Origin of the sequence: Chitinophaga sp. HK235, assembly GCF_018255755.1 — a bacterium.
Lineage (GTDB): Bacteria > Bacteroidota > Bacteroidia > Chitinophagales > Chitinophagaceae > Chitinophaga.
The window spans coordinates 294,952-311,450 of record NZ_CP073766.1 but is presented as its reverse complement, the minus strand read 5'-3'; the positions used below and the strand labels follow the sequence as shown (position 1 = coordinate 311,450).

1 protein-coding gene (running past both ends of the window) is annotated in these 16,499 nt (G+C 47.6%); it reads right to left on the bottom strand.

Every position in this 16,499-nt window falls within one protein-coding gene, locus tag KD145_RS00805, for a non-ribosomal peptide synthase/polyketide synthase (RefSeq protein ID WP_212004035.1), read on the bottom strand. The gene is 44,496 nt long; 11,757 of those nucleotides lie to the left of the window and 16,240 to its right, leaving coding positions 16,241-32,739 in view — codons 5,414 (partial) to 10,913 (complete); the first complete codon in reading order (the gene reads right to left) occupies window positions 16,495-16,497. Both codon boundaries (start and stop) fall beyond the window edges.

Sequence of the window (16,499 nt, the reverse complement as noted above, 5' to 3'; positions counted from 1 at the left end):
GATATACGGTTTAAGCAAGTGGCTTCCTTCAGTTCCGTTATGCCCCCCGAAGTTATGTCCGTCAAATATCACCTGTATGATAGGATGACGGGAAGCGTCCGGTGCGATTTTCAGTTCTTCCACCAGTTTTTCAAATGGTAGGTCCTGATGCAGTTGGGCGGTAACCACTGAAGATCCTACCTGACGGATGAAATCTGTCAGTCGCTGTTCGGGAACTATCTCTTCCCGCAATACCAGTGTATTCACGAAGAACCCGATAACATCCGCCAGTTCACTGTAGTGACGATTGGCGATAGGGCTGCCTACAACAATATCACGCTGGTTGCTGTAACTGCCCAGCAACAAATAATAACCACTCAGTAACAGGCTGTACATACTCACCTCCAGTTCCCGGGAGACAACCCTCAGCTGATTGCTGGTGGCCTTGTCCAGACGAAACACCATATCAGCACCTGCATAACTCACTTTAGGCGGACGGGGAGCATCTGTGGGCAGCTGCAGCGTTTCATAACCTGAAAGCTTATTCTTCCAGTAAGACAATTGTTTGTCTAAGGTGGCACCACTCAGGTGCTGCCGCTGCCACAAGGCAAAATCCTTATACTGTAACGGCAAGGGCTGTACGGCAAAAGTGGCTGCTTTAACAGTATCGTTGGCATACAGTGCGACATAATGATGATAATACTGCAACAGCTCCCGCAGTAAAATATCTGCCGACCACCCATCAAATGCAATATGGTGCAATACCAGGCTCAAATAACTGTCATTCTGACAACTGTATACAGCTGCTATCACCGGATATTCTTCTTCGAGTCTGAACACATGACTCGCGTTCTCCATCAGGGCGCTGTCCAGCTCCTGTTCAGTATGCAATATTTTTTCTGTAATCTGCAATGGATAAACAGTATCATTCATCACCTCCTGATAACTTTGCCCATCTACACCTACCCTGATCACACTCCTTAATACTTCATGACGATGCACAACAGCCCTCAACGCCTGCACCAGGCATGCCTTATCTATATCTGCATGCAGTTGCAATACCAGTGGAATATTGTAGGCGCCGCTGCCACCTTCATAATTTTCTATAAACCATAAACGTTCCTGCGCAAAGGATAGTAACTGTTCTTCCGGAGATGTGATGACCGGTATCGTGAAGCTTACGTGTTCACTACCGCCATCCTGCAGGTGAACAGCGAGTTTACGGATAGTCCGGAAGGTGAAAACCGCCGGTACGTTTATTCGTATACCCGTCACTTTATAGATACGGTTCACCAGGCGAATCACCATAATACTGTTACCTCCCAGGTGGAAAAAGTCATCTTCTGTTCCAATTGTATCCGGTGTTCTCCCCAACACTTCAGCATAGATGCTGCATAATGCCGATTCTATATCATTCTCCGGGGCCCGGTAATGATGTTTCTCCGTGAAAACCGGATCCGGCAATGCGCGACGGTCCAGCTTCCCATTAGCCGTTAAGGGCAATTGTTTCAGCGGCACCAGGATAGCCGGCACCATATACTCCGGCAGCGATTTATTCAGATAAGCTGATAATGTTGTCTGGGTTATATCTTCATCAGTGGCATAATAGCCTGCCAAATATTTATTTCCCCCTTCCTGTTCCTTCACCAATACCACCGCCTGACGAATACCCGGACAGGAAAGTATACGTTGCTCTATTTCATCCAGCTCTATTCTGTAACCACGTAATTTCACCTGAAAATCTGCGCGGCCGATGTATTCGATGTTACCGTCCGGCAGGTATCTCACCAGATCTCCCGTTTTATACAGGCGAATATTTTCTTCTGACCTATTGAAAGGGCTTTTAATAAAACGTTCTTCTGTAAGTGCCGGCTGATTGAGATAACCACGGGCTACCCCATCGCCTCCCACATACAATTCTCCGACAGCACCGACCGGCACAGGACGAAGATTACGATCCAGCACATAGATAGATGTATTCAATAAGGGGCGTCCAACGGGAACTACACCATTCGTTACATGCTCCTGGTTATTGCAACGGAAAGAAGTGACATAAACGGTTGCTTCTGTAGGACCGTATGCATTCACCAGCTGCACCGAAGTATAATTTTTCAGGAACGTTGATACATGCTTAACCGAACCACGCTCCCCACCAAATAAGATATATTTCAGATTATTTAATCCGGGCAGTGATTCATCCACCAGCAGATTAAACAATGCAGTGGTCACTAAAAAGACAGTAATCTGTTCTTCCTTAAGATTATGGCCGAACCTGTCCATATCCCGCAAAAGATCCTTGTCTGACAAGACAAGTGACGCACCGTTCAGCAGTGCATTGAAGAAATCAAAGGTTGAGCCATCAAAGGTGTAATTGGATACTGCCAGTAGCCTGTCTGTTTCATCAATATTGATAGTAGTCACATCTTTCACCATATGTACCACATTCCTGTGGGTGATCATCACTCCTTTGGGGACACCGGTAGTACCACTGGTATACATCACATAAGTCAGATCAGCAGCAGTATTAATATGCAGCAGATTATCCACCGGAAGATCAGCTATAGCCGATATCAGTTCATCGCTGTCTATTGACCTAACGGCTACTGTAGCGATCTGAGACAGTTTATGCTGATACACTTCATTAGTCAGTACCAGTTTGGTGGCGGTATCAGATAAAATATAAGCGATCCTGTCATCTGGATAATCAGCATCTATCGGCACATAGGCAGCTCCGGCTTTCAGCACAGCCAGTATAGCCACTATCATGTGTTCTGATCGGTCAAGACATAAAACCACCAGATCATCAGGCTGCAAATTATAACAGTCACGGATATAGGAAGCCAGCTGATTGGCTTTTGCATTCAGCGATGCATAGGACAGACGAACGCCTTCATATACCAAAGCTGTAGCGTCTGGCCTGGCCGCCACCTGTTCTTCAAACAACTGATGAATAGTTTTATCAACAGGATAATCACCAACAGTATCATTCCAGTCAATGACCATCTGCTGATATTGCACTTCGTCCAAGTAGACCAGCGACTTCAACCGGCTATCCTCGCCGGCCGACAGCTGTTCAAGAATAGTGATATAAGTATTGACAAAACCTGTTATCGTTTCTCCTTCAAATAAGGACGTTGCATAGTTGAATGCTCCATATATCTCTTCCCCGCTATCTTTGAGCAAAACAGTAAGGTCATATTTGGCAATATTGTACCCGCCAGCATTATTATAAGGCAGGAAGAGCTTACCAATGGCTTCATTATTATCGGAATCCTCCAAACTGAAAGCCGTTTGAAACAGCGGATGACGGGATGTATCCGGTTCTATATGCAACTCATCTACCAGTTTCTCAAAAGGCAGGTCCTGATGCGACTGTGCAGCAACTACCGAAGTACCTACCTGACGGATAAAGTCTGTTATTCGCTGCTCCGGATCTATCTCCTCGCGCAATACCATTGTATTGACGAAGCAACCAATCAGATCTGCAATTTCTCCATAATGACGATTCGCGACAGGGGCACCTACTAAAATATCTTGCTGATTGCTATATGTACTCAGCAGGAGATAATAACCACTCAGCAACACACTGTACATACTCACTTCCAGCTCTCGGGACAACAATCTCAATCTATCACTTACAGCCTTATCTATTACAAAACCCACATCCGCTCCTTCATAGTTAATATGTTCCGGACGCTGCTTGTCAGTTGGCAGATGCAGGGTTTCATAACCGGATAATTTATTTTTCCAATAATCCAGCTGTTTATTCAGTACCGCGTCTTTCAGATAGCGACGCTGCCACAGGGCATAATCCCGGTACTGCAAGGGTAGCGGCGCAGGCAGGTATTTTTCTGCCAGTATAATATCGCCGGCTTCATGGCATTCATAATAATGATAATAGTTCAGCAAATCACGCAACAGAATACCGGTAGACCATCCATCAAATGCAATGTGATGTAATACCATGTTCAGATAACGTTCTCCTGTTGCAAGGGTGTACAGCCTTATCCTCACAGGATATTCTTCATCCAGTCTGAATATATGATGGGCATTCATATCCACTGTTTCTGCAAGAGCAGCATGATCATTCAGCATATATTCCTCTATAGCTACAGGATATTTACTTTCATCAGGCACCATCTGATACCCGTCTCCTTCAGCATTTACCTTAATCAAACTTCTCAGTATCTCATGTCTGCTGACCACAGCCCGTATAGCCTGCAGTAGTGTTGCCGGATTCACATGCTCCTGTAGCCGGAGCGTCACCGGTATATTATAAGCATTGCTTCCCCCTTCATAATTTTCAATAAACCATAAACGCTCCTGTGCAAAAGACAGCAATTGCTGCTCCTCATCAGTAACAACCGGAATGGTTATGCTTACATGCTCAGCATCACTATGCTGTATGTAACCTGCAAGCTTACGGATAGTCCGGCAGGTAAATATCCCGGATATACTTATCTGTGCATTCAATTCCGTATTCAGCCGGTTCATCAGGCGAATGGCCATGATACTGTTACCACCCAGCCGGAAGAAGTCATCTTCAGTCCCGATTTTATCTGACGCTATTCCCAATACCTCGCCATAGATACCACACAATGCAGCTTCTATATCATTTTCAGGGGCACGGTAGTGATGTTCATTTGTAAATATAGCATCCGGTAAAGCGCGCCGGTCCAATTTTCCATTAACGGTTAATGGTAAATGTTCCAGCGGGATCAATACTGTGGGCACCATATATTCCGGCAGCTGTGCTTCCAGATGGCTTAACAAAAGCGTATGATCGATGTTTGTTTCCGCCACATAATAACCAACCAGGTATTTATTGCCACCGGCCTGTTCCTTCAACAACACGACGGCCTGTTTAATACCAGGATAGCCTGTGATACGATGTTCTATCTCGCCCAACTCTATACGATAACCGCGCAGCTTCACCTGGAAATCCGTACGACCAATATATTCGATATTGCCGTCGGGCAGGAATTTTACCAGGTCTCCTGTCTTATATAACCTTTGATTTATTCCCTTCCGTTTTTCGCTTTCTGTAGAGAAAGGATTGGCGATAAACCGTTCTGTTGTCAGCTCAGGTCGTTTCAGATAACCGCGGGCAATACCGGCTCCACCCAGATACAGTTCTCCCGCCACGCCAACAGGCACGGGCCGCAGCTCATTATCCAGTATATATGCTACAGTATTTTCCATAGGGCGACCCATGGGCAGGATGGTAGCAGATAATGTCTGATAATTATTAGATAAATAGGTTGTTCCAATGGTAGTACTTTCCGTAGGTCCGTAAGCGTTAACCAGTTTTACAGTGTTGGCCTGTTCCAGGAATTCCGCAGCATGGATGTAGGACAACTGTTCACCACCGGCAATAATATATTTCAACTGATACAGGGAGGATAGTTTTTCATCCATCAGGCGGTGAAGCAACGAAGTAGTGAAAACGCTGATGGTGATCTGGTTCCGCACCATCAGTTTTTCCAGTTGTTGCAGATCCAGTGCTGCCCCCTGAGGCGCGATCACAAGCTGACAACCGTTGAGCAGTGCACCGAAGATCTCAAGTACAGAACCATCAAAAGCGTAATTGGCAATGGTGAGAACATGATCCTCCGTTGTAAAATCAACATAACCTACATTCCTCACCAGGCGGTTCACGCTATGGTGCTCTATCATCACGCCTTTGGGCATACCTGTGGTACCACTGGTGTATATTACATAAGCGAGGTCGGTTGCAGTATTGATATGATACAGATTGTCGACAGGAAACGTGGCCAGCGTTTGCACAAACAGGTTGTTATCTATTGCTACAACAGCTGCCGTGGTAAACTGTGTTAGTTTATGCTGATATACCTCATTGGTCAGCACCAGTTGGGCTGCTGTATCCGATAAAACATAGCTAATTCTATCATCCGGGTAAGCGATATCTATCGGTACATATGCAGCGCCGGATTTCAGTACTGCCAATATTGCTATCACCATCTGTTCCGAACGGTCGAGGTATAGTCCTACCAGATCATCTGGCTTCAACTCATAATGGGTACGCATATACGTAGCCAGCTGATTAACTTTTGCATTCAGTACGGCATAAGACAGACGGACATCTTCATACACCAGCGCAATGGCATCAGGAGTGGACGCCACGTGTTCTTCAAACAGCTGATGAATGGTTTTGTCAGCAGGATAATCATGAGCAGTATTGTTCCAGTCGAAGATCATTTGCTGGTATTGCGCTTCGCGCAGATGTACCAGCGATGATGCCGCGATATCGGGATGTGCTGTTAGTTGTTCCAGGACCAATTCCATGCCGGAAAGCAATTGTGCTATGGTAGCCTCATCAAACAGCTCTGCTGCATATTTGAGTTCCAGGCTGATTACCTGGCCACGTTCTGCAGCCACCACGGCCAGCGGATAGTCCAGTTTTTCTACACTGCCAGTCAGCTGAATGGACAGCCCACTTCCGTCGTCCTCCGTTCCTGTGGGTACCGGATAGTTCTCAAATACAAACAGACTGCTGAACAGGCGTTCACCGCCAGGTTGCAGCCTGCCCAGGTTCACATCGCTGCGGCTGTTCACCTCACCAATATGGGCCTGTAAATGTTTGATAGCCGACAATACGCTACCAGCGCCGTGTTCCATAATTACCGGCAGTGTGTTGATATATAGACCTACGGATTGTTCTATATCGTTAATGGGCAGGTTACGGCCGGAGACGGTCATCCCCACTACAGTTGTACGGGTATTGCCGTAAAGACTCAGCTGACGATGCCAGCAGTATTGCAGCACGGCATTGAGGGTAATACCACTGGCAGCACACAGGCGTTTCAGCGCCTCATAACGGGCACCGCTGATGACCAATGTCTTTTCCGCCGGTTGCAGAATATGACGATAATCCGATAAGCGGATATGGCGCTGATCTGCACGCAGCAGGTTGCTCAGGTCTTCCTGCTCTTCCAGTTGACCAACCGCAGCAGTCCAGTAGGCTTCATTATCCTGACGGTGTTCCTGTAGGTAACGCTGCGCTTCAGCATAACTATGATCTTCCTGCACCACTACTGGTACTCCTTTCAACAACTGCAGATATACTACATGTACGTAGTTGAGCAGCAATGGCATACTCCAGCCATCCAGTATGGCGTGATGATTACTGAAAAGACTGCTCCACTCACGCTCTCCACGTTTCACCAGGTATATCCGGAACAGGTTACCTGCTGACAGGTCGAAAGGCAACGTACGGTCCTGTACCATCAGTTCTTTCAGGTAAGCCTCCTGTGAGGTTTTGTCCTGATTGCTAATATCGAGGTAACGCCAGTCAGTATGTCCATGGCGGTCTATGATCTGCACCAGCTCATGCTCCCAGGCAAAACGCAGACGCAGGGCACTGTAGCGCTGTTGTGCGTACTGCCAGGCCTGTTGTAGCAAGGCCGGGTTGATGGCGTTATGGTAGTCCCATGACAGTTGCACACGATAGGCATCATCCACCTCTCCCTGATGCAACGCATGATAGATAAAGCCTTCCTGCAGGCTGCCCGCCAGGTAAACGCCGGACACTTCCTGCTGTGATTGCAACACCGATAACCAGGCGTTGGAGACGATATTATCTGTATCGCTGGCCGTCAGCCAGGTACGCGATGCAAGGCCCAGCCATTCAATCACGTCTTCCAATACCTGCTGATACTGTGCTGCCAGGGTAGTCAGCAGATCAGCTGTTATGCTGCCGGAGATATTAAACTGAAGACGGCCCCCTATCACCAATCCGTTGATGTTGATCAGGTGATGATCGCCGTTGGAGGCATCTATAGTGCGGCCACTGCTTTCCCCTGTCAGCTGCCATCCGCTGCCAGCGGCACTTTCCTGTCCATCGAACTGGCCGAGGTAGTTGAAACTGATGCGAGGTAATCCTTCAGGATCATAGTTTGTCAATATCCCATAGCCGATACCGTTAGCCGGTATTGCACGCAAGGTTTCTTTAGCTGTTACCAGTTGTGCACCATAGTCATCGCTTTCGCTGGTGATTTCTACAGGGTACATGGTAGTAAACCAGCCACTGGTATGCGTAATATCAATCGATGCCGAAAGTGCCTCACGGCCGTGGCTTTCCAGCAATATATAATGACTTTTTTCTCCCGTAATGCGCGAGAGTGCGACACCCAGAGCACTTAACAGAATATCGTTAATCTGTGTATTGTAGACATGGTGACTTTCACGCAGCAAACGGCCGGTATATGCTGTATCCAACAACAGGGACGCAGCATTTACATTGGGTGTAGACAAGCTTTCCAGCAGGGCATTACCTGCCTTTATTCCAGGCAACAGATCAGACCAGTATTCCTGTTCTGTTACAGACAACTCATAGCCGGAGATCAGCGTTGCCCACTGACGGTAGCTACTACCTTTGGGGCCCAACCATTCTATCAGTGAACGTGTATCCGTTGTAGTTACTGTTGACAGATGATTGTAAATACGTTCCATATCTGCCATCAGCATACGCCAGCTTACGGTGTCTATCAGCAGGTGATGTATGGCCAGGAAAAGACGGGCACGCCCATCTGCGTAGCCTTCCAGGTAACCGGCCTGTAATAACCGGTCTCCGTAGATGTCAAAGTCTGCCTGCCAGGAGCTCAGTATAGTATGCAGTTCCTCAGGTGTCTCCAGGGTACTGATATCCAGGCGGCGGATGTCTATGCTGGTAGCTTCTTCACTGTAGTATTGCGTACCGTCAGGGCGATAGCGTAAACGCAGCCCGTCATGATAATTGAGCAATACTGTCAGTGTGCGTTCCAGCAGTGTCCTATCCAGTACCGGTACATTGATCAGGAAAGACTGGTTCCAGTGCTGAAACTTCGGCAGCAGGCCACTGGAGACATTGGTAAAGAACCAGCGCTGTATTGGCAGCAGTGGCACTTCCCCGGACAGGATGCCTTGTTCTGTTTCCAATTGTACTGCAGATGCAGTACCTGCGACAATCACATTCGTATAAAGCGAGGCAATGGTACGGTAACGGAAGATGTCTTTTACGGTGATATGAATACCGGCCTGTTGACGCAGACGGCTCACCAGCTGGATACTCACAATGGAGTCACCACCCAGCCGGAAGAAGTCATCATCTACGCCTATCTTATCTCCGGCTATACCCAGCACCTGGCCATAGATGGCGCACATCGTGGCTTCTGTATCATTCTCCGGGGCACGGTAATGATTGCTATCGGTAAATACCGGCTCCGGTAAAGCGCGACGGTCCAGCTTCCCGTTGATGGTCAACGGTAATTGTTGCAGATGCACCAGAGCCGCCGGCAACATATATTCAGGCAGATAAGAACCCAGATATTCCAGCATGGATTCATGATCCAAAGCCTCATCAGCTACATAGTAGCCGGCGAGGTATTTGTTGCCCACCTGTTCTTTCACCAGCACCACGGCTTGTTTTACGCCGGGATAGCTGGCCAGGCGGTGTTCTATCTCGCCCAGTTCTATACGATAACCTCTGATCTTCACCTGAAAATCAGCACGGCCGATATATTCCAGTTCGCCATTAGACAGTTGCCTTACCAGGTCGCCGGTTTTATAAAGCCTTGCATTACCACCGGTAAACGGATCCTTGATAAAGCGTGTAGCCGTCAGCGATGGCAGGTTTAAATAACCACGGCATACGCCGGCACCTCCTACATACAGCTCTCCTACCGCTCCCTGTGGAAGCGGCTCCAGGTATTCATTCAGCACGTATGCCTGCAGATCAGGGATCACACGGCCGATCAGAGAGCCCTTGTCCAGTTCAGCTGCGCTGAGCGCCTTCCAGGTCACATGGACCGTTGTTTCCGTGATGCCATACATATTGATCAGCTGTGGGGCATCATCGGCATACAGGTTGTACCAGGGTTTCAGCTGTGCCAGGTTCAGTGCATCACCACCAAAGATCACATATCGCAGTTGTGTCAAGCGACTAGCTTTCTGTTGTGCCGCTGCGATGAACTGATAAAAAGCACCCGGTGTCTGGTTCAGCACCGTCACGCCTTCCCGCTCACACAAGTCGTAGAACAGGGAAGGATCTTTAGTTTGTTCCGTTGACGGAACCACCAGCTTACCACCGTAACACAAAGCTCCCCATATCTCCCATACGCTGAAGTCGAATACTACGGAGTGGAACAAAGTCCAGACATCAGTAGTATCAAAATGATACCAGGCCGCTGTGGCATGGAACAGGCGGGCAACATTGCGATGCCCAATCATCGCACCTTTGGGCTGACCGGTAGTACCGCTGGTATAAATCACGTAAGCCAGATGTTCTGGTGCGGTTACCACAGGAGGCAATACAGGCTGTTCGGACACAAAGTGCCGATGGTCAATAGCTTCAGCGGTAATTTCCGCCGACAGAGCTGAGAGCCGCGACACCTGTTTTTCATTGGTTAACACCACTTTCGTTCCCGTATCTGACAGGATATAGGTGATTCTTTCTTCAGGATAAGCAGGGTCCATGGGCACGTAGGCAGCGCCGGCCTTGAGCACCGCGAGGATGGCTATCAGCATATGCTCGGAGCGGTCCAGGCAGATACCTACCAGATCATCCGGTTTCAGCTGATAACGGTAACGTATATATGCTGCCAGTTCATCAGCACGGGTATTTAACTCTCCATAAGACAATTGTACATCTTCAAAAACAACAGCAGTCCGCTCAGGATGAGCAGCAGCCTGCTCTTCAAACAGCCGGTGAACGGGCTTGTCTACCGGGAACGTTTGTAATGGGTTATTCCATTCAGCCAACATCGCCGTACGTTCTGTTGCCGGCTGATAACGCAGTGATTTTATCTGCAGTTCTTTTCCGGCAAGCGCCAGTTGACGTAAAATTTCCTTATAGGTGCTAATATATCCTTCAATCGTAGTGGCTTCAAAAAGGCTCAGGGCGTAGTTAAAAGCACCCGTGATCATTTCACTGCTATCATCCAGTATAACGCTCAGATCATATTTAGCGACTTTATAATAGCCACTGGCTCCGTAGGGAGCAAACAGGCCCGACGTATCAGGGCCATTACCACCAAAATGCTGAATACTGAAAGTTGTCTGGAATACAGGATGACGCGACATATCAGGCTCTACCTGCAATTCGTCCACCAGCTTCTCAAACGGCAGGTCCTGATGCAGCTGGGCTCCTATCACGGATTCACTCACCTGACGGATGAAGTCTGTTATCCGTTGTTCAGGATCTATTTCTTCTCTCAGGGCAAGTGTATTGACAAAGAAACCGATAACATCCGCAATTTCGCTGTAGTGGCGGTTGGCCACAGGGCTGCCCAATACGATATCCCTTTGATTGCTGTAAGCGCCCAGCAACAGGTAATAGCCACTCAGCAGTACACTGTACATACTTACTTCCTGGTTCCGGGAGAGGACCCGTAATCCATCGCTGGTGGCTTTATCCAGCGTAAAGGAAATATCCGCCCCGGTATAATTGATGTAGGCAGGACGGGGTTTGTCTGTCGGCAGATGCAGCGTTTCATAGCCGGATAATTTATCCCTCCAGTATGACAATTGTTTCTCCAGTACTGCATCTTTCAGATAATGCCGCTGCCATAAAGCAAAATCCTTATACTGCAAAGGCAATGGTGCAGGCAGATATTTTTCTGTCGCTACAGCTTCTCCGGCCGCAAGTGTTTCGTAATAGTTATAATAATTCAATAAGTCACGCAAGAGGATTTCCGTAGACCAGCCATCAAATGCAATATGATGCAAGACGATGTTCAGGCAACGTTCTTCTGTGCCGAGTACATATAATCCTATTTTTACAGGGTATTCTTCATCCAGCCTGAAAATGTGGCGGGCATTGATGCTTATTATTTCATCCAGTGAATCCTGATCACTTAATGCATACATTTCTATCTCTACGGGATACAGACTTTCGTCAGGTGTTATCTGATAACTTTCTCCATCAGCATTCATTTTGATCAGGCTTCTTAGTACCGCATGACGATGAATGACTGCCCGTAGCGCCTGTAACAGGTTGTCTGTGTTCACCTGTGGCTGTAACTTCAGTGCCAGCGGTATGTTATAGGCATTGCTGCCGCCTTCATAATTCTCAATAAACCATAAACGCTCCTGGGCAAAAGACAACAATTGTTCTTCGGGAGAAGTAATAACCGGGACGGTAATCTTCACATGATCACCGGTACCCTCCTGCAATGCTGCTGAAAGTTTGCGGATGGTGCGGCTGTTAAACACTGCTGCCACGCCTGTTTTTGTGCCCAACAGGGCATTCAGCCGGTTGACCAGACGGATGGCAAGAATACTGTTACCGCCCAAACGGAAGAAGTCATCGGTCACGCTTATGCTGCCTGCGTCCATTTCCAGGACTTCGCCAAATACAGCACACAATTGTTTCTCCATCGCATTGGCCGGTGCTTCATAACCACCCTGCCCTGCAAACGCAGGATCTGGTAAGGCACGGCGGTCCAGCTTCCCATTAGCCGTCAGCGGCAAGGCATCCAGCCGCATCAGCACAGACGGAATCATATATTCAGGCAGATAACTGGCCAGATAGTCACGTAATGCCTGTTCATCCGGTATTGTTGCCGATGCATAATAACCAGCCAGGTAATGAACGCCCGCTGCCTGCTCCCTTGCCAGCACCACTGCATCCGTAATGCCAGGATAGGCTGTCAACCGGTGTTCTATCTCACCCGGTTCTATACGGTAACCACGAACTTTCACCTGGAAGTCCGTACGACCAATGTATTCCAGATTACCATCAGGGAGGTATCTTACCGCATCGCCGGTCTTATACAGATAACCACTGCCAAAGGGATTTCCGATAAAACGTTCACGGGTCAATTCAGGCTGATTCAGATACCCACGCGACACTCCGGCTCCGCCTATGTAAAGCTCTCCGATAGCCCCGGCTGGTACTGGCCTCAGCTGATCGTCCAGCACATAAATACTGTAATGATGGTAAGCTTTGCCGATAGAAAACGTTGTAACAGTATCGTCTATACGATAATAAGTAGCTCCTACTGTGGTTTCTGTTGGACCGTATTCGTCAATGATAGTCGTAAAGCTGGAAAGTATTCTGCTGATCTGGTGACGCAACAACTTCTCACCTCCTACTATTGCCGTCTTCACCTGCACTTCGGGGTTATTCAGCAGCGACAGGTACGCGGGTGTACTCTTCACCAGCTCAATACCGTGAGTGATCAAGTGTTGCTCATAGGCTGCCACATCGGTTATACTACCTTCAAAAATATACAGGCATTTACCAAAACACAATGGATACAGGGTAGTCGTTACCGATAGATCAAAAGATAAATTCCCGGAAAAATCAACACGGGTTAGATCTTCCGGTAAGACATCCTGTACGTTGAACAGATAATTGACCACATTCCGGTGTTCTACCATCACGCCTTTGGAACGGCCTGTTGTACCACTGGTATAGATTACATAGGCCAGCTGCGAAGGATCAACTGCAATACCGGCATTTTCTCCACTATACCTTACTGACAGCCCGGTCTGGAAATAAATATCTCCTGTATTGAGTACCTTTAAGGAGAGTCCCTCAGTCAGTGATTTGATACGTTCCGTATGTTGTTCGTTGCTCAGTACCACTTTGGTACGGGTGTCGCTGATAATATAATGTAATCTGTCATCAGGATGAGAAACATCCACCGGCACATAGGCAGCTCCTGCCTTGAGGATAGCCAGCACCGCTATCAGCATATCTGCTGAACGCTCCATACACAGTACGATCAGATCATCCGGCTGAACATCAAAATTTTTCTTCAGGTAGGCTGCCAGCTGGTTGGCCTGTTCATTCAGTTCACGATAGGTCAGTTTGTTGTCACCACATACGATGGCAGGCTGGTCTGGTATCAGCGCCGCCTGAGATTCAAACAGTCCATGGATGGTAGCTGTAGTGGGATATAGGCTAGCTGTGTTGTTTTGCTGATGTTTGATTTTATCATACGCCGCCGCTTCTACGTAACGCAATGATTTTATTTGTTGATCACTGGTTTTCACAAGGGTAGACAGCTGACTTAAAATTTCCTTATAAGTATCAATATAACCGGCTATCGTTCGTTCTTCAAACAGGCTCGTGGCGTAGTTAAATGCGCCATGGATCTCTTCCTCGTTATCACTGATCATCACAGCAAGATCAAATTTTGCTGTTCTATACTCAGATTGCCTGCTATATGGCAAGATGAGCTGATTATCTTCGGGTATATTCCGTCCATTAAAGTTATGTCCGTCAAATATTACCTGTATAATAGGATGACGGGAAGCGTCCGGTGCTACTTTCAGCTCTTCCACCAGTTTTTCAAACGGAAGGTCCTGATGCAGCTGGGCGGTAACCACTGAAGATCCTACCTGACGGATAAAATCTGTCAATCTTTGCTCCGGATCTATCTCTTCCCGCAATACCAGCGTATTCACGAAGAAACCGATAACATCCGCCAATTCACTGTAATGACGATTGGCTACAGGGCTACCTATAACAATATCACGCTGGCTACTGTAACTGCCCAGCAATAGATAATAGCCACTCAATAACAGGCTATACATACTCACTTCCAGGTCCCGGGAGACTGCCCTCAGATGATCGCTGGTGGCCTTGTCCAGACTAAACACCATATCCGCCCCTGCATAACTCACTTTAGGCGGACGGGGTGCATCCGTAGGAAGCTGCAGCGTTTCATAACCTGAAAGCTTATTTTTCCAGTAAGACAACTGTTTGTTCAAGGTAGCGCCACTCAGGTACTGCCGCTGCCACAAGGCAAAATCCTTATACTGTAACGGCAAGGGCTGTATTGCAAAAGCGGTCGCTTTAACAGTATCATTAGCATGTAGTGCTGTATAATAATGATAATACTGCAATAGCTCCCGCAGTAAAATATCTGCCGACCAGCCATCAAATGCAATATGGTGCAATACCAGGCTCAGATAACTGTCATTCTGACAATTGTATACAGCTGCCTTCACCGGATATTCTTCTTCCAGTCTGAACACATGACTCGCATTCTCCGCCAGGGCAGTATCCAGTTCCTGTTCAGTATGCAATATTTTTTCTGTAATCTGCAATGGGTAAACGGTATCATCCATCACCTCCTGATAACTTTGTCCGTCTTTACCTACCCGGATTACACTTCTTAGCACTTCGTGACGATGCACAACAGCCCGTAACGCCTGCTCCAGGCATGTTTTATCCACATCAGGTTGCAATCGCAATACCAGCGGAATATTGTAGGCACCGCTACCGCCTTCATAATTTTCGATAAACCATAAACGCTCCTGGGCAAAGGACAATAACTGCTGTTCCACAGAAGTGATGACCGGTGTGGTGATGCTTACATGTTCATTACCGCTGCCTTGCAGGTGAGCAGCGAGTTTGCGGATAGTCCGGCAAGTGAAAACCGCTGATACATTTATTCGTATATCTATTACCGTATGAATCCGGTTCATCAGATGGATAGCCATGATACTATTACCACCCAAACGGAAGAAGTCATCTTCTGTCCCGATTTTGTCTGACGCTATGCCCAGCACCTCACCATAGACACCACACAATACTGCTTCTATATCATTTTCCGGGGCACGGTAGTAACGTTCATCTGTAAATACAGCATCCGGTAAAGCCCGACGGTCCAGTTTACCATTAATGGTTAATGGCAATTGTTCCAGTGGCACCAATACTGTTGGTACCATATATTCCGGCAGCTGTGCTTCCAGATAATTTAATAAAAGTGTATGGTCGATATCTATCTCCGTGACATAATAACCCGCCAGATATTTATTCCCACCATCCGGCTCCTTCAACAACACTACTGCCTGTTTAATACCAGGGTAGCTGGTCATGCGGTGTTCTATCTCACCCAACTCCATACGGTAACCGCGCAGCTTCACCTGGAAATCGGTACGGCCAATGTATTCGATATTGCCATCAGGCAGGTATCTTACCAGGTCTCCGGTTTTATAGAGACGGCTGTTTTCCTCCGGTCCGCTGAAAGGACTATTAATAAAGCGTTCCTGCGTAAGCGCCGGCTGGTTGAGATATCCTCTCGCCACGCCGTCGCCTCCTATGTATAGCTCTCCGATGGCGCCGGCTGGCACCGGACGGAGATTCCCGTCCAGTACATAAGTAGATGTATTTGATAACGGGTGGCCAATGGGCACAATACCGTCTGCTTCCTTCACCTGGTTATTGCAACGGAAGGAAGTGGCGAAAGTGGTGGTCTCTGTAGGACCATACACATGCAGCAATGTGACCGAAGGGTAGTTTTCCAGGAAGCTGGCTACATGTTTAAACGAAACATGTTCCCCACCAAACAGGATATACCTCAGATTTTTTAATCCCGGGAGCGATTCTTCTACAAGAAGATTAAATAAAGCCGTGGTGATGAAGAAGATGGTAACCTGTTCTGTCTGAAGCAGGTTGTCAAACCTGCTGATATCCTGTAAAAGATCTTTATCAGAAAGGATAAGCGATGCACCGTTGAGCAAGGCACCGAAGATATCAAAGGTAGAACCATCAAAGGCGTAATTGG